The 16,412-nt window shown below is 67.8% G+C and carries 10 protein-coding genes; 6 read left to right on the top strand and 4 right to left on the bottom strand.

The features are described 5' to 3' along the window. The first annotated feature begins 1 nt into the window (after position 1). From PO78_RS21620 to PO78_RS21605, 4 genes are all read left to right on the top strand, one after another. A complete protein-coding gene (locus tag PO78_RS21620) occupies positions 2 to 1,306 on the top strand; it encodes a GGDEF domain-containing phosphodiesterase (protein WP_043746799.1) in 1,305 nt (434 codons plus the stop codon). 76 nt (positions 1,307 to 1,382) lie between these two features. Further along, positions 1,383 to 1,799 (top strand): DUF2946 domain-containing protein, encoded by a 417-nt coding sequence (locus tag PO78_RS21615; RefSeq protein WP_043746796.1) that lies wholly within the window; start codon positions 1,383 to 1,385, stop codon positions 1,797 to 1,799. 192 nt (positions 1,800 to 1,991) lie between these two features. Next, the gene (locus PO78_RS21610; protein WP_012585862.1) at positions 1,992 to 2,462 is read left to right on the top strand and encodes a copper chaperone PCu(A)C; all 471 of its coding nucleotides are present in this window, start codon (positions 1,992 to 1,994) and stop codon (positions 2,460 to 2,462) included. A 181-nt stretch (positions 2,463 to 2,643) separates the two neighbouring features. Continuing rightward, a complete protein-coding gene (locus PO78_RS21605; RefSeq protein ID WP_043746794.1) occupies positions 2,644 to 4,944 on the top strand; it encodes a TonB-dependent receptor in 2,301 nt (766 codons plus the stop codon). A gap of 74 nt (positions 4,945 to 5,018) precedes the next feature. Here the strand turns inward: PO78_RS21605 and lpdA are convergent, their stop codons facing one another. The 4 genes from lpdA to PO78_RS21585 all read right to left on the bottom strand — a co-directional run bounded on the left by lpdA (position 5,019) and on the right by PO78_RS21585 (position 12,764). Beyond that, positions 5,019 to 6,836 (bottom strand): dihydrolipoyl dehydrogenase, encoded by a 1,818-nt coding sequence (gene lpdA, locus PO78_RS21600; RefSeq protein WP_043747010.1) that lies wholly within the window; start codon positions 6,834 to 6,836, stop codon positions 5,019 to 5,021. A gap of 93 nt (positions 6,837 to 6,929) precedes the next feature. Then, positions 6,930 to 8,630 carry a dihydrolipoyllysine-residue acetyltransferase gene (gene aceF / locus PO78_RS21595; RefSeq protein ID WP_012585859.1) on the bottom strand — a complete coding sequence of 567 codons (1,701 nt, stop codon included), beginning with the start codon at positions 8,628 to 8,630 and terminating at the stop codon, positions 6,930 to 6,932. A 21-nt stretch (positions 8,631 to 8,651) separates the two neighbouring features. Beyond that, on the bottom strand, positions 8,652 to 11,333 hold the full coding sequence (aceE, locus tag PO78_RS21590) for a pyruvate dehydrogenase (acetyl-transferring), homodimeric type (RefSeq protein ID WP_004298194.1): 2,682 nt from the start codon (positions 11,331 to 11,333) through the stop codon (positions 8,652 to 8,654). A gap of 183 nt (positions 11,334 to 11,516) precedes the next feature. Next, positions 11,517 to 12,764 (bottom strand): ABC transporter substrate-binding protein, encoded by a 1,248-nt coding sequence (locus tag PO78_RS21585; protein ID WP_004298192.1) that lies wholly within the window; start codon positions 12,762 to 12,764, stop codon positions 11,517 to 11,519. A 189-nt stretch (positions 12,765 to 12,953) separates the two neighbouring features. On the opposite strand from PO78_RS21585, the gene PO78_RS21580 reads away from it, so the two are divergent. Then, positions 12,954 to 15,662 (top strand): PAS domain S-box protein, encoded by a 2,709-nt coding sequence (locus PO78_RS21580; RefSeq protein ID WP_012585858.1) that lies wholly within the window; start codon positions 12,954 to 12,956, stop codon positions 15,660 to 15,662. Further along, positions 15,637 to 16,275: a response regulator transcription factor gene (locus PO78_RS21575; RefSeq protein ID WP_043746789.1), complete on the top strand. Its 639-nt coding sequence runs from the start codon at positions 15,637 to 15,639 to the stop codon at positions 16,273 to 16,275. The genes PO78_RS21580 and PO78_RS21575 overlap by 26 nt, the downstream gene beginning before the upstream one ends. Positions 16,276 to 16,412 lie beyond the last annotated feature (137 nt).

Below are 16,412 nucleotides of genomic sequence, written 5' to 3'. Positions count from 1 at the left end.
CATGGATTCGCTGATCCCCAACGGCTTTCTCTCCGCGCTCACCGAGGTCTCGGCGCGGATGGCCGAGATCGCGACCGAGGGCCGGGGAGTGGGGGTCATCTCGCTCTATGCCCAGCCCGATGCGGCGCTCTATCGCCTCCCGCTCGAGCACCTGCGCCGCTTCGAGCGCGCCATGGAGCGTCAGATCCGCGCCCAGCTGCGCAGTCGCGACCGCCTGTTCGCGGTCGATGGCAAGGAATGGCTGATCGTGCTGCCGAGCGTGGCCAGCAGTGCGGTCCTCACACTCGGCATGCTGCGCTTCGAGCAGGCCTTCAACGATGGCCTGCTGGTGGTCGACGGCCTCGACCTGCCGGTACGCGTGGTGTGCGGCGCGGCGATGTCGCCCGACCACGGCAAGGACGGCTTCCACCTGCTGCAGTCGGCACGCATCGCCGGTCTGGTCGCCGGGCGTGCGGACGGCGGCAGCCTGCTCTTCGAAGCCTCGATGGAGCGCAGCGCGCCCAACGTCGCCCTGCTCGAGCGCGACCTGCGTACCGCGTTTTCCGGGGGGCCGGAGCTCGAGCTCTGGCTGCAGCCCAAGGTCCACCTCGCCAGCACGGAGTGCCGCAGCGCCGAGGCCTTGCTGCGCTGGCGCAACAGCGCGGGCGAATTCGTGCCGCCCCCGGTCGTGATCGGCCTGATCGACCGCTTCGGCCTGCGTCACCGTTTCAATCGCTGGCTGTTCCAGCAGGCGGCGCAGGTCCTGCACGAGTTGCGCATGGAAGGCCTGGAGATCGACATCTCGATCAATCTCTCGGCGACGGACCTCTACGACGCCGAGGTTCCCGACCTGATCGGCCAGGCCCTGTCGACCTGGAACCTCGAGGCGGGCCGGCTGTGTCTGGAGATCACCGAGACCAGCATGATGGACGAGCGCTCGGGCAGCAGCGTCTCGGAGGTGCTCCAACGCTTGCGCCAGCTCGGTGTCGCCCTGTCGATCGACGACTTCGGCACCGGCTTCTCGGGCATGAGCCGGCTCAAGCGGCTCGCCGTGCAGGAGGTCAAGATCGATCGCAGCTTCGTCATCGACCTGCTCGCCTCGGCGCGCGACCGCGAGATCGCCGCCGCGATCATCGACCTCTCGCACCGTCTCGGCATCGAGGTCACTGCCGAGGGCGTGGAGGACGGTCGCACCGCCGAACTGCTCGCCGGCATGGGCTGCGACTACATCCAGGGTTTCCTGCATGCCCCGGCCCTGCCGCTGACGGATTTCGTCGCCTGGGTGCGCGCTCGCGAATGCATCGGCCGGCAGCCGGTGCAAACCTGACCACGATCAATTCAAGCACGGACCGATCCGGTAGAATCCGCCGTGTTGTTGTGGCTTCCACGGATCCGATCCCCCCATGCAGCGCTTTCGTCATCGTCTTCACGTCTGGATCGCGATCTTCGCGATGGCGTTGAGTGCGCTGGCGCCGGCAGCGAGCCGCGCGATGGGGCCCGACGACAACGGCCGCTACCTCGTGCAGATTTGCTCTGCCGTCGGGATGGAGTGGGTGGAACTGAGTGTCGACGAGGCCGCCTTCCATGGTGACGTCGGTGCGATGAACGCCGACTCCGATTCGCACCCGTCCTCCCTCCCGCTCGAGGAGTGTCCTTACTGTCTCGCGCAGTTCGGCAACGTGCTGGCGCCCGCGGCCGACCTCTCGCCTTCCTTCGCCGTCGCCGGCGGGACGCCACTCCCCACGCTTTTCCTCGTCGCCCCGCGACCGCTCTTCGCGTGGACGTCCGCGCATCCGCGCGCGCCGCCCGCGCGCGCCTGACCCTGCGCACGCGCGAACGCCGCGCGTGTTCGCCGTAGCGGTCCTTTCCCCCGCCCGAAGTCCCTTCCCCGCCCGCCGGCCTGCCGGTCGTGCGAGCCCTTCGCACGCAAACCCGCGTTCTTCGCTGCCTTTGCCGGAGCGCGCCGGCACGTCGCGTGCGGACCGCAATCCTCCAACGATCGGAGATCCACGATGCAGAAGTCGTTCCTGGCCGCACCGCTGCTGGCCGCCCTCGCCCTTTTCGGCAGCGCCGTCGCTCACGCCGAAGTCACCGTCGCCGAGCCTTGGGTGCGCGCCACCGTGCCCGCGCAGAAGGCCACCGGGGCCTTCATGCGCCTGAAGTCCGACACCGACGCCCGCCTCGTGTCCGCCGCCTCGCCGGTCGCTGGCGTGGTCGAGATCCACGAGATGCTCATGGACAAGGACGTCATGAAGATGAACCGCATCCCCGGGCTCGACCTCCCTGCCGGCAAGGACGTCGAACTCGAGCCTGGCGGTTACCACGTGATGCTGATGGATTTGAAGGCTCAGGTGAAGGAGGGCGACCAGGTACCGGTGACGCTGACCGTCGAGAACAAGGATGGCAGCCGCCAGACCATCGAGCTCACCGCGCCGGCACGTCCGCTCAATGCGCCGATGAAGATGCAGCACGGCAAGCACTGAGCCTCGGGGATAACAGCGATCCACCGACGTGCATTCGGGCCGCCCTGACCGCCGCGGCCCGCGAGTTTCCTTTTCGACAATCGAATCGATGTCCGATCGCCCACGGGCGAGCGGGCGGGCGTTCTCATGCCTGCGATCCGTGTGGGTCCGGCGGAAGGCCCGATCAGCGAGAACACTCATCATGAAGAAGAACTTTCGACGTCTGCCACTCGCCGTGGCGATTTCCCTTGCGTTACCGGCGCTCGCCCTTGCCCAGGAGACGACGCTCGGGCGCGTCATCGTCACAGCGCCCGAGGCCGCGGCCACTAACAGTGGAACCGTGGTCAACGCCCCTGCACTGCAGTCTCTGAAGCCCGCCACCAGTGATGCTGCGTCGCTTCTTCGCGATGTGCCGGGCGTGAGTCTCTACGGCTCGGGCGGGGTTTCCAGCCTGCCGTCGATTCGCGGTCTGGCCGACGATCGCATCCGCATCAAGGTCGACGGCATGGACCTGATCGCGGCCTGTCCCAACCACATGAACCCGGCACTGTCCTACCTCGACCCCTCCAATGTCGGCCTGCTCGAGGTCTATCCGGGCATCTCGCCGGTGAGCGTCGGCGGCGACAGCATCGCCGGCACCATCGTTGCCGAATCCAAGGCGCCGGTGTTTGCCGAGGACGGCAAGACGCTGATGACGGGTGAGGTCGGGGCGTTTTACCGCAGCAACGGCAATGCACGCGGCGGTAATCTCGGCGCCACTTTCGCAAGTGATTCGCTGAGCGTCAGCTATGCAGGTTCGACGGCCGAGAGCGACAACTACGAGGCCGCGCGGGCGTTCAAGACGCGGACGGCGACGGGCCGGGTGGGGCATACCTTGGCGCTCGACGAAGTGGGCTCCACCGCCTACAAGAGCCGCAACCACGAACTCGGCTTCGCCTTCAAGGGCGGCGACCACCTGTTCGAGGCCAAGGTCGGCCTGCAGGACATCCCCTATGAGCTGTGGCCGAACCAGCGCATGGACATGCTCGAGAACGACCAGAAGCGTGTGAACCTGCGCTATCAGGGCAAGTACGACTGGGGCAAGCTCGAGGCGCGCGCCTACCACGAGAAGGTCGAGCACTTCATGGATTTCGGTGCGGACAAACGCTACTGGTATGGGGGAAGCGTAGCGAACTACGTCATCATCGGCTCCGGAGGCCCGACAGTTCTCAACGGTACGCCGTGTTCGCCGCTCAGCCCGTCCTGCGCAGCGGGCATGCCGATGAACACCGAGAGCAAGAACACGGGCTTCGCGCTCAAGGGCGACGTGGATCTTTCGGCGACCGACCTTCTGCGCGTGGGCGCCGAGATCCAGCGTTATCGTCTCGACGACTGGTGGCCGGCATCGGGCGGCGGGATGTGGCCGAACACCTTCTGGAACATCAACGACGGCGAGCGCGATCGCAACGCGGTCTTCGCGGAGTGGGAGGCGCAGCCGAGTGCGCAATGGACCACCCTGGCGGGCGTGCGCTACGAGCGCGTGAAGACCGATACCGGTCCCGTGCAGGCATATAACAACGCTGTGGCCCCTGCCACGATGCTCGTGCCCGCTTTCAACAGCGCTGATCGCGAACGCACGGACAACAACTGGGATGTGACGCTGCTGGCCAAATACACCGTCGATCCCACGCTCGACGTGGAGGTGGGTTTCGCGCGCAAGGTGCGCTCGCCCAGCCTCTACGAGCGCTATAGCTGGTACAGCCGCGGCATGGAAATGCTGATGGTGAACTGGTTCGGCGACGGCAACGGTTACATCGGCGACATCAACCTCGAGCCCGAGAAGGCGCGCACCGTATCGGCGACCTTCGACTGGCACTCGATCGACCGCAAATGGGAGCTGAAGGCGACGCCGTTCTACTCGCGGGTCACCGACTACATCGATGCAGTACGCTGTCCGACGAGTCTCGGCGGGTCATGCTCGGCCGCCAATCTCTCCGCGACCAACAGCTTCGTCTTCCTGCAGCTCGCCAACCAGTCGGCTCGCCTGTACGGCATCGACCTCTCGGGCCGCATGCCGCTGGCGAGCACGCCCTATGGCGAATTCGGGCTGCGTGGGGTGCTCAACTACACCGACGGCAAGAACCGCGAGACCGGCGACAACCTCTACAACATCATGCCGCTCAACGTGAAGCTCACGCTGACGCACCAGCATGGTGGCTGGGACAACGCGCTCGAGTGGTTCGCCGCACAGTCCAAGGACGACATCTCGGCGGTGCGCAACGAGCAGGAGACCTCGGGCTACAACCTGGTGAACCTGCGGACGAGCTATTCTTGGAAGCAGGTGCGCGTCGACTTCGGCGTGGAGAACGTGTTCGACAAGTTCTACTACCTGCCGCTCGGCGGCGCCTATGTCGGCCAGGGAACGACGATGACCAGCAACCCGGTCGGCGCGGTTCCGCTGTGGGGCACGCCGGTCCCGGGTGCGGGCCGTTCGATCTACGCGGGCATCAACTACAAGTTCTGAGTCATTCTTCAGACGATAAAAAACCCCGGTCCCGCAACAGCGGCACCGGGGTTTTTTCTGCTGCCCGCGAATGCTTACTTCTTGCGCATCGGTGGCAGGTCGGTGCAGCTGCCGTGGGCCACTTCGGCGGCCATGCCCACCGTCTCACCCAGGGTCGGATGCGGGTGGATGGTCTTGCCGATGTCGGTGGCGTCGGCGCCCATCTCGATGGCCAGGCAGACCTCGCCGATCATGTCGCCGGCCGACGGCCCGACGATGGTGCCGCCGATCACGCGGTGAGTCTCGGCGTCGAAGATCAGCTTGGTGAAGCCGTAGTCGGCGCCGTTGGCGATGGCGCGCCCGCTGGCCGCCCACGGGAACTTGGCGGTATCGACCTTCTTGCCCTCGGCCTTGGCCTGCGCCTCGGTGTAGCCGACCCAGGCCACTTCCGGATGGGTGTAGGCCACGCCCGGGATCACGGTGGCGTCGAAGGCCGCCTTATGGCCGGCTGCCACTTCCGCGGCGACGTGCCCCTCATGCACTGCCTTGTGGGCGAGCATGGGCTGGCCGACGATGTCGCCGATCGCGAAGATGTGCGGCACATTGGTGCGCATCTGCGCATCCACCGGGATGAAGCCGCGCTCGCCGACGATCACGCCCGCCTTCTCGGCGCCGATCTTGTTGCCGTTGGGCGAACGGCCTGCCGATTGCAGGATCATGTCGTAGCGCACCGGCTCGGCGGGGGCTTTCTCGCCCTCGAACTTCACCCACAGGCCGTCGTCCCTGGCCTCGACCGCCACGGTCTTCGTCTTGAGCATGATGTTGTCGAAGCGGTGGGCGTTCTGCTTCTCCCATACCTTCACGGCGTCGGCGTCCGGACCCTGCATCAGGCGGTCGAGCATCTCGACCACGTCGATGCGTGCGCCCAGGGTCGAGTACACCGTGGCCATCTCCAGGCCGATGATGCCGCCGCCGATCACCAGCATCTTGCCCGGCACCTGACGCAGCTCGAGCGCACCGGTGGAGTCGACGATGCGCGGGTCGCGCGGCAGGAAGGGCAGGTGCACCGCGGCCGAGCCGGCGGCGATGATGCAGTTGTGGAACTTCACCACCTTCTTCGCGCCGGTCTTGTCCTGGCTCGCGCCGGTGGTCTCCTCGATCTCGAGGTGGTTGGGGTCGAGGAAGCTGCCGTAGCCGCGCAGGATGTCGACCTTGCGTGCCTTGGCCATGCCGGCGAGCCCGCCGGTGAGCTTGCCGATCACGCCGTCCTTGTGCTTGCGCAGCGCGTCGACGTCGACCGAGGGCTTGGCGAACTGGATGCCGGCGGTATGCACGTGCTCGGCCTCCTCGATCACCGCCGCGACGTGCAGCAGCGCCTTGGACGGGATGCAGCCCACGTTCAGGCACACGCCGCCGAGCGTCGAATAGCGCTCGATGATCGCGGTCTTGAGGCCGAGGTCGGCGGCGCGGAAGGCCGCCGAGTAGCCGCCCGGGCCGGCGCCGAGCACGATCATGTCGTATTCGGCGTCGGCGCCGCCGGCGTGGCTCGCCGCCGCCGGGGCGGCGCTCGGCGTGGCCGCAGGAGCGGCGGAAGCCGCGGAGGGTGCAGGTGCGGAGGCCGGCGGGGAGGCAGGCGCCGTGTTCGCGGCTTGCGCCGCTCCTGCAGCGGCACTGGCGGCTTCGAGCCGGATCAGCACCGCGCCCTCGCCGACCTTGTCGCCCAGGTTGACCAGCACTTCCCTGACCACGCCCGCGGCGGAGGAGGGCACGTCCATCGTGGCCTTGTCGGATTCCAGCGTGCAGATCGCATCGTCCACCGCGATGCTGTCGCCGACCTTCACGAACAGCTCGATCACCGGCACCGCATCGAAATCGCCGATGTCGGGCACCTTCACTTCAATCATTTGACTCATCTTCATCACCTCGTGAGGAGTTTCCGGAAGAGGAAGGCGTCGAGGGGAGGAGCTTTTCGCCCCCCGACCCCTCACGCCTCACTCCTCACCGTGTCAGAGCATCACCCGGCGGAAGTCCGCCAGCAGTTGCGCGAGGTACACGTTGAAGCGGGTGGCCAGCGCACCGTCGATGACGCGGTGGTCCGCGGTCAGCGACATCGGCAGCGTCAGGCGCGGCACGAAAGCCTTGCCGTCCCACACCGGCTTCATCACCGACTTGTTCACCCCGAGGATGGCCACTTCGGGCGCATTGACGATGGGTGCGAAGTAGGTGCCGCCGATGCCGCCGAGCGAGCTGATCGTGAAGCACGCGCCCGACATGTCGGCCGGGCCGAGCTTGCCGTCACGCGCCTTCTTGGCGAGCGCGCCGGTCTCGGCGGCGATGTCGAACACGCTCTTCTTGTCGGCATCCTTCACCACCGGCACGACCAGGCCGTTGGGGGTGTCGGCCGCGAAGGCGATGTTGAAGTACTTCTTGTAGACCAGGTTGTCGCCATCGAGCGAGGTGTTGAACTCGGGGAACTCCTGCAGCGCGCGTACCGAGGCCTTGATGATGAAGGCGAGCATGGTGAGCTTCTTGCCCGACTTCTCGTACTCCTTGTTCATCTGCACCCGGAAGGCTTCCAGGTCGGTGATGTCGGCGTCCTCGTGGTAGGTCACCGCCGGGATCATCACCCAGTTGCGGGCGAGGTTCTGGCCGGAGATCTTCTTGATGCGCGAGAGCGGCTTGACCTCGATCTCGCCGAACTTGGCGAAGTCGACCTTGGGCCACGGCAGCAGATCCAGCCCGCCACCCAGGCTCGCGCCCGCCGCGGCGGCGGCCGGGGTCTTGCCCGGGACCACGCCGCTCGTCATCGCCGCCTTTATGAAGCCGGCGACGTCTTCCTTGAGGATACGACCCTTGGGACCGGTGGCCTTGACCTGGCCGAGATCGACGCCGAGCTCGCGCGCAAACGCGCGTACCGAGGGGCTGGCATGCACCTTGCCACCGAGCGTGACCGCAGACGGGGCGGCGGGCGAGGCGACCGGCATCGAGGTCGGGGCGCTCGCGCTCGGGCCGCCGTCGGCGAGCGGGGCGGCGCCGGGTGCGCCCGCAGGAGCGGCGCTTGCCGCGAGCGGAGCGGGCGCAGGCGCTGCATTCGCGCCTGCCGCTGCTCCCGCAGCGGCCGTCTCGACCTTGATCAGCACCTTGCCCTGGCCGACCTTGTCGCCGAGGGCGACCAGCACTTCCTTGACCACGCCGGCGGCCGACGACGGCACGTCCATCGTCGCCTTGTCCGATTCGAGCGTGGCGATCGCGTCGTCCACCTTGATGGTATCGCCCACCTTCACGAACAGCTCGATGATGGGCACGGCGTCGAAGTCGCCGATGTCGGGCACCACCACCTCGACCACGCCGCCACCGGCCGCCGCGGGGGCTGCCGGAGCGGGCGCCGCTGCAGGTGCGGCAGCGGGGGCTGCAGCGGACGCGGGTGCGGCGGCCGCAGCCGGCGCCGGGGCCGCCGCTGCGGCGCCCGCCGCCTCGAGCTTGATCAGCACCGTGCCCTCGGACACCTTGTCGCCGATCGCGACCAGCACTTCCTTGACCACGCCGGCGGCCGAGGACGGCACGTCCATGGTGGCCTTGTCGGATTCGAGCGTCGCGATCGCGTCGTCGACCTTGATGGTGTCGCCCACCTTCACGAACAGCTCGATCACCGGCACCGCGTCGAAATCGCCGATGTCGGGTACTTTCACTTCAATGAGTTGGCTCATGTTCTCAGTCTCCTTGCGCGCTCAGACCGACATCGGGTTCGGTTTGGACGGGTCGAGCTGGTACTTGACCATCGCCGCGGCGACCTTGTCGCGGCCGATCGTGCCCTCGTCGGCCAGCGCCTTCAGCGCGGCCAGCGTCACCCAGTGGCGATCCACCTCGAAGAAGTGGCGCAGCTGCTCGCGGGTGTCGGAGCGGCCGAAGCCGTCGGTGCCCAGCGTGACGTAAGTGCGGTCGAGCTGCGCGCGGATCTGCTCGGGGAACATGCGGATGTAGTCGGTGGCGGCGACGACTGGGCCTGCGAAGCCGGCGAGCTTCTGCTGCACGTGGGTCTTTCGCGGCTCTTCCATCGGGTGCAGCAGGTTCCAGCGCTCGACGTCGTGGCCGTTGCGGGCCAGCTCGTTGAAGCTGGGCGCGCCCCAGATGTCCGACTCCACGCCCCAGTCGGCCTTGAGCAGCTCGGCGGCGGCGATCACCTCGCGGAAGATCGTGCCCGAACCCATCAGCTGCACGCGCGGGGTCTTGGCCTGGCCGCCCTGGCGGAACAGGTACAGGCCTTTGAGGATGTCGGCCTCGGCGCCAACCGGCATCTCGGGATGTTCGTAGTTCTCGTTCATCACCGTGATGTAGTAATACACGTCCTCCTGCTCGGCGAACATGCGGCGCAGGCCGTCCTGCACGATCACCGCGACCTCGTACTGGAAGGTCGGGTCGTAGCTGATGCAGTTGGGGATCATGTTGGCCATGATCAGGCTGTGGCCGTCCTCGTGCTGCAGGCCCTCGCCGTTCAGGGTCGTGCGCCCGGCGGTGCCCCCGATCAGGAAGCCGCGGGTGCGCTGGTCGGCGGCCGCCCAGCACAGGTCCATGGTGCGCTGCAGGCCGAACATGGAATAGAAGATGTAGAACGGGATCATCTGCACGTTGTGCACGCTGTAGGCGGTGCCCGCGGCGATCCAGTCGGCCATCGCGCCGGCCTCGTTGATGCCTTCCTGCAGCACCTGACCGGTCTTGCTCTCCTTGTAGAACATGAGCTGGTCATGGTCTTCCGGCACGTAGTTCTGGCCTTGCTGGTTCCAGATGCCGTACTGGCGGAACATGCCCTCCATGCCGAAGGTGCGGCTTTCGTCCGGGACGATCGGCACGACATGCTTGCCGATCTGCTTGTCCTTCAACAGCGTGTTCATGATGCGCACCACCGCCATGGTGGTCGACAGCTCGCGGCCTTCGCCCGAGGCCTTGAGCAGCGCGGCGAAGGTGTCCAGGCCCGGGATCTCGAGCGCGGCGGCCTTGCGCCGGCGCTGCGGCAGGAAGCCGCCCAGGTCCATGCGGTGCTTGAGCAGGTACTTGTGCTCGGGCGAGTCCTCGGCGAACTTCAGGTAGGGCAGTGCCTCGAGCTGGTCGTCGGGCACCGGCAGGCCGAAGCGGTCGCGGAAGCGGCGGATGGCCTCGACGTCCATCTTTTTCTGCTGGTGCGAGATGTTCATCGCCTCGCCGGCCTGGCCCATGCCGAAGCCCTTGATGGTCTTGGCCAGGATCAGCGTGGGCTGCCCCTTGTGCTCGTTGGCGGCCTTGTAGGCGGAGAAGATCTTGAAGAGATCGTGGCCGCCGCGGTTCAGGTTCCACACCTGCTCGTCGGTCCAGTCGGCCACCAGCGCGCGCAGCTCGGGCGTGTTGAAGAAGTGCTCGCGCACGTAGGCGCCGTCCTTGGCCTTGAAGGTCTGATACTCGCCGTCGCACAACTCCATCATGCGCTGCTTGAGGATGCCCTTCTTGTCGCGGGCGAAGAGCGCGTCCCAGTGCGTGCCCCAGATCACCTTGATGACGTTCCAGCCCGCGCCGCGGAACTCGGACTCGAGCTCCTGGATGATCTTGCCGTTGCCGCGCACCGGACCATCGAGGCGCTGCAGGTTGCAGTTGATCACGAAGACGAGGTTGTCCAGGCCCTCGCGGCCGGCCATGCCGATCGCGCCCAGCGATTCGACCTCGTCGGTCTCGCCGTCGCCCAGGAAGGCCCACACCTTGCGCTGCTGCGCGCGTGCCGGATCGATCAGGCCGCGGCTGGCCAGGTATTTCATGAAGCGCGCCGAGTAGATCGCGCACAGCGGACCCAGGCCCATCGACACGGTGGGGAACTGCCAGAAGTCGGGCATCAGCCAGGGGTGCGGGTAGGACGAGATGCCCTTGCCGCCCACTTCCTGGCGGAAGCTGTCCATCTGCTCTTCGGTCAGACGGCCCAGCATGAACGCGCGCGCATACACGCCCGGCACCGAGTGGCCCTGGAAGTAGATCAGGTCGCCGTCGTGCGCCTCGGAGGGCGCGTGCCAGAAGTGCGAGAAGCCCACGTCGTAGAGCGCCGCCGCCGAGGCGAAGGAGGCGATGTGACCGCCCACGTTGGTGTCCTTGTTCGCCCGCACCACCATCGCCATCGCGTTCCAGCGGATGTAGGAGTGGATCTTGATCTCCAGATCCGGATCGCCCGGGTAGGGCGGCTGGCGCTCGGCCGGAATCGTGTTGATGTACTCGGTCGTGGCCGAGTAGGGGATGTTCACCCCCTCCTGGCGCGCCGTGGCGATCAGGGTCTCGATCAGGTAGTGGGCGCGCTCGGGGCCTTCGTGTTCGACGACGGCGGCGAGCGCGTCCAGCCATTCCTTCGTTTCCTGCGCATCCGTGTCGGTTTGCGGGAGAACGGTGCTGATTCCGGTCATGGTTTGTCTCCTCATGACGTTCAGTTGGCGATTCCTGTCTGGCGGGACAGGCGGGTTGTTGGTTACGGGCACGACCATGCCGGCTGCCGCACGGTCAGCGTTTCAAAATATAAAACGTCTTTTCGCAATGTGCAATATGTTTTCACCTGGTGAACACGAAATCGGCTCCCTGATCGCTCGCGCTCATGGTCCCGGCCTCTCCGGCGCCGCCTCGTGGGCGAACACCACGGCGCCGTCGCGGATCTCGCCGAGGTGGATCTGGCGCGCGCTGCGCAGGGTTTCGTGGTTGTCGCGGGAGAAGGGGCGGCGATAGCGCATGATCACGCCATCGACCTCCGCATCCAGGTTTTCGAGCGCCTCGCGGATGCGCGGACCGTCGAGGCTGCCGGCCTGGCGGATCGCCGCGGCGAGCAGCTGCATCGAGTCGTAGCCCTGTGCGGCCGCCGGTGGCACCGGGATACGCACGCTGCCGGTGGCGCGCTCCCACGCCGCGAGGAAGGCCGCCTGCGCCGGGCTGCGTGCCTCGGCGATGAAGGTCTGTGGCATGCGTGCGCCCTCGGCGTTGCGGCCGGCGAGTTCGATGAAGCTCGACATGGCCAGCGTCCAGCTGCCGATGATCGGCACCTGCCATCCGAGGCGGGCCATCGAGTTGGCGATGTGGGCGAGCTCGGGGCCGATGCCATAGGTGAGCACGGCTTGCGCACCGGCGGCGCGTGCGCGTTCGAGCTGCGGTCGCATGTCGGTCTCGCGCAACTGGAAGCGCTCGACCACCACCGCGGTCCGCCCGCGCGTGCCCAGGGCTGCGATGAGATCCTGGCTTCCCAGCACCCCGTAGTTGGTGGCGTCATGCAGGATCGCGAGCCGGGTCAGGCCGCGCCGGCCGACAGCCTCCTCGACGATCACCGCGGCCTGCAAGGTGTCGCTGGCGGAGACGCGGAACACGTAGTTCTCGGTGAAATCGGGGGGCTGGAACTGCTTGGTGATCAGCGAGCCGGTGGCGACCGAGGTGATCACCGGGATGCGCGCCATCTGGTAATGGCGCTGGCTGGCGAGCGCGACACCGGTATTGACGATGCCCAGTCCGGCGGTGACACGTTCGCGATGGATGAAGTCGCGCACGATCTGCGCACCAAGCTCGTTGCTCGCCTCGTCGTCGCGCTCGACGAGCTCGATGCGCCGACCGAGCAGGCCGCCGCCGGCGTTGAGCTCCTCGGCGGCGATGCGGATGCCCTCGCGCATCGACAGCCCCATCGGCGCCGACGGACCGGAGAAGGGCCCCGACACGCCCACCCGGATCGGTGCCCGCTCGCCGCCGCTCGGGCGTGCGCCCGCGCCCACGGCCTCTGCCGGGACGGCCTGTGCCGACAACTGCGGCGCCAGGAGCAGAAGCGTCACGAAGGCGCGCCCGAGCAGCGCGAGGAAGGGTTTCATCCTTGCACTGTAGGCAGCGTGAACAAGCGCACAAATTGGCGGAAACCCCATCGCCGTCTGCTGCGCTGCCGCATCCACACCGGGTATGCGTCCCCCGATCAGGGTTACACCGGATGACGCGGGCGGTCGCGCTCGACAACAATCCTGCTCCCGATCCGCCTCCCCGCGCCGCTCGTCCGGCCATCCTCCATGCAAGCCTCCGCCGCCGCCCGGGCGACCCTGTCGCGCTGGTACTGGGCCATGCCCTATCTCGCGGTGACCGTGCTCGCGCTGTCGATGCTCGCGGTCGTCTGGCTGCTGCAGGCGCGCGAGACCGCGGTCGAGCGCGACGCGCTCGCGCGCGACCTGCAGTGGACCGAGCAGTCGATCCGGCGCGCCATGCTCACCACCGAGGAGTTTCTCGTCCAGCTCGCGCGCGACCTGTCGGCGGGCACGCTCGACCACGACGACTTCCAGCTGCGCGCCAACGAGCATCTGGCGATCAACCCCGCGCTCGCCAACCTCGCCTGGGTGGACCGCGAGCACGTGATCGCCTGGTCGGCGCCCTTCGACACCCGTGACCTGCTCGCCGGCGAGATCCTCGTGGATGACCAGGTGGAGGCCTTCCAGAACAGCGCCCTGTCCGCCCGCCTGACCTACGGCCGGCCCTACATCGACGCGCGCGGCAGCGCGGTGATCGAGGTGTACGCGCCCGTGCTGCGGCGCGGCGATTCGCTCGGTGCGATCGTCGCCGTGTATTCGATCGAGCGCATGCTGAGCCGGCTGGTGCCGGCGCGCTTTGCCGAAAAATACCGGCTTGCGGTGCTCGACCGCGATGGCGGCGTGCTGACCCTCAGCTCGGCCCTGCCGCCCGCGCAGGAGGCGCTCTCGCTTACCCTCGCGCTCGATCCGCCGGGCAACGGCCTCGCGCTGCAGGCGATGGCCTTCCGGCCCGGTGGGGCGGTGCTGCGCTACCTGCCGGCGGTGCTCATCGTGGGGCTGTCGCTGCTGGTGCTGTGGAGCCTGTGGACGCTGCGCCGCCACGTGCAGCGCCGGGTGCGGGTGGAGAAGGAGCGCGACCAGCTCTTCGACCTTTCGCTCGACCTCTTGTGCGTCATCGATCTCGATGGTCGTTTCGGGCGCTGCAACCCGGCCTTCGAGCGCGTGCTCGGGCACGACCCCCGGAGCCTGCCCGGGTGCTCGCTGATCGACTTCGTGCATCCCGAGGACGTTTCCGAGACGCTGGCGATGTTGCGCCGCCTCGCCGGCGGCGAACCGGTGCGCTTCGAGACGCGCTGCCGCTGTGCCGACGGCAGCTACAAATGGCTGATGTGGAGCATCAACCCGGTACGCGAGGAGCGTCTGGTCTACGCCGTGGCGCACGACGTCACCGGACGCAAGGCCACCGAGGACGCGCTGCGCGCCGAGTCCGCCTTCCGCAAGGCGATGGAGGACTCGGTCGTCACCGGCCTGCGCGCGATCGACCTGTCGGGACGCATCATCTATGTGAACACCGCCTTCTGCCGCATGATCGGCTTCGACGAGGACGAGCTCGTCGGCGCCGGGCCGCCCTTTCCCTATTGGCCACCCGAGCAGCTCGCCGAATGCGAGCGCAACCTGTCGATGACCCTGTCGGGGCGCGCGCCGCGCAGCGGCTTCGAGATGCGCATCCTGCGCAAGAACGGCGAGCGCTTCGATGCGCGCTTCTACCTTTCCCCGCTGATCGACCTCACCGGCCGGCAGACCGGCTGGATGGCCTCGATCACCGACATCACCGAGCCCAAGCGCGTGCGCGCCGCGCTCGAGTCGGCGCACGAGCGCTTCGAGGCGGTGCTCGACGGCCTCGACGCCGCGGTGTTCGTGGCCGACGCGCGCACCGACGAGATCCTCTTCGCCAACCTCGCCTTCAAGCGCATCCATGGTTTCGACGCGGTCGGGCGCACCGTGCGCGGGGTGGCGGTGCCGCAGCCCGAGCGCGGCGACTACCGCGTCGATCCGCGCAACCTGTCGCCCGCCGACGTGCCGCGCGAGCTCTTCGACGGCGAATTGCTGCACCCGCAGTCGGGGCGCTGGTACCACGTGCGCGAGCAGGCCACACGCTGGGTGGACGGGCGCGTGGTGCGCATGGGGATCGCCACCGACATCACCGACCGCAAGCAGACCGCCGCGGTGGCGCGCGAGCAGGAGGAGCGCCTGCAGCGCACTTCGCGCCTGATCACCATGGGCGAGATGGCCTCGACGCTGGCGCACGAGCTCAACCAGCCGCTGGCGGCGATCGCGAACTACTGCGCCGGTTCGGTGACGCGGCTGCAGTCGGGCAAGGCGAGGACCGAGGACGTGCTCGCGGCAATGCAGAAGGCGAGCTTCCAGGCCGAGCGCGCCGGCAAGATCATCCGCCGCGTGCGCGAGTTCGTGAAGAAGAGCGAGCCGCAGCGCTGCGCGGTCGACCTCGTCGAGGTGCTGGAGGACGCGATCGGCTTCGCCGACATCGACGCCCACCGCACCCGCATCCGCATCCACACGGAGCTCGAGCCCGGGCTGCCGCCGGTGTACGCCGACCGCATCATGATCGAGCAGGTGCTGCTCAACCTGATCCGCAACGGCCTCGACGCCATGGCCGACGCCTTGCCCGAGGCGCGCGTGCTGACGGTGCGGGTGCGCACCGTCGGCGCGGACGCGGTCGAGGTCGCGGTGATCGACCGCGGCCACGGCATCAGCGAGGAGGGCAGGGCGCAGCTGTTCACGCCCTTCTACACCACCAAGGCCGAGGGCATGGGCATGGGGCTCAACATCTGCCGCTCGATCGTCGAGTTCCACAACGGCAGATTGCTGGTCGACGCCAACCCCGAAGGCGGTACCATATTCACGTTTACCCTGCCGACGGAGTCCGCAATTGAGCGCAGTGCCCGCAGCGCCTGACCAGATCGTACATGTCGTCGACGACGACGAAGCCTTGCGCGACTCGCTCGCCTGGATGCTGGAGGCCAACGGCCACGCGGTCTCGGTGCACGAGTCGGGCGAGGCCTTCCTCGCCGCGTGCACGCCCGGGATGACCGGCTGCGTGCTGCTCGACGTGCGCATGCCGGGCATGAGCGGGCTGGAGGTCTTCGAGGAGCTCGGGCGGCGGCGCTGCGGCCTGCCGGTGGTGTTCATCACCGGCCACGGTGACGTGCCGATGGCGGTGTCCGCGCTCAAGCAGGGTGCCGTGGATTTCGTCGAGAAGCCCTTCGGCGAACGCGAGATGCTGCGCGTGGTCGAGCAGTGCCTGCGCCTCGAGCGCGAGACCCGCGACCGCCGCCTGCAGGAGGCCGACACGGCGCGCCGGCTCGGGCAGCTCACCCAGCGCGAGCGCGAGGTGCTCGAGCTGATCATCGTCGGCAAGCTCAACAAGCAGATCGCCGACGTGCTCGGCATCAGCATCAAGACCGTCGAGGTGCATCGCGCGCGCGTGATGGAGAAGATGGGGGCGCACTCGCTGGCCGAGCTCGTGCAGCACGTGGTCGCGCTCGAGCCCGGCGCCTCCACGCGCTGACCTCGGCGCGCTTCGCTGCGCGACATCCGCGCGGGCACGCGCAGGAACTTTCGCCCGTCCGCACCTCTCCGCAGTGGGGGGCTGCCGCGTGCGCCCCGTCTTGCCGAACGCCCTCCCAACCGGCCGAACCCCAACCT

This window comes from Thauera sp. SWB20 (genome assembly GCF_000831325.1).
GTDB lineage: Bacteria > Pseudomonadota > Gammaproteobacteria > Burkholderiales > Rhodocyclaceae > Thauera > Thauera aminoaromatica.
The sequence above is the reverse complement of the archived record's forward strand: the minus strand, read 5'-3'. Positions and strand labels throughout refer to the sequence as shown.

Coding starts and splice junctions, on each gene's coding strand:
- PO78_RS21620 (WP_043746799.1), top strand. CDS start 2: ATGGATTCGCTGATCCCCAACGGCTTTCTCTCCGCGCTCACCGAGGTC.
- PO78_RS21615 (WP_043746796.1), top strand. CDS start 1,383: ATGCAGCGCTTTCGTCATCGTCTTCACGTCTGGATCGCGATCTTCGCG.
- PO78_RS21610 (WP_012585862.1), top strand. CDS start 1,992: ATGCAGAAGTCGTTCCTGGCCGCACCGCTGCTGGCCGCCCTCGCCCTT.
- PO78_RS21605 (WP_043746794.1), top strand. CDS start 2,644: ATGAAGAAGAACTTTCGACGTCTGCCACTCGCCGTGGCGATTTCCCTT.
- lpdA (WP_043747010.1), bottom strand. CDS start 6,836: ATGAGTCAAATGATTGAAGTGAAGGTGCCCGACATCGGCGATTTCGAT.
- aceF (WP_012585859.1), bottom strand. CDS start 8,630: ATGAGCCAACTCATTGAAGTGAAAGTACCCGACATCGGCGATTTCGAC.
- aceE (WP_004298194.1), bottom strand. CDS start 11,333: ATGACCGGAATCAGCACCGTTCTCCCGCAAACCGACACGGATGCGCAG.
- PO78_RS21585 (WP_004298192.1), bottom strand. CDS start 12,764: ATGAAACCCTTCCTCGCGCTGCTCGGGCGCGCCTTCGTGACGCTTCTG.
- PO78_RS21580 (WP_012585858.1), top strand. CDS start 12,954: ATGCAAGCCTCCGCCGCCGCCCGGGCGACCCTGTCGCGCTGGTACTGG.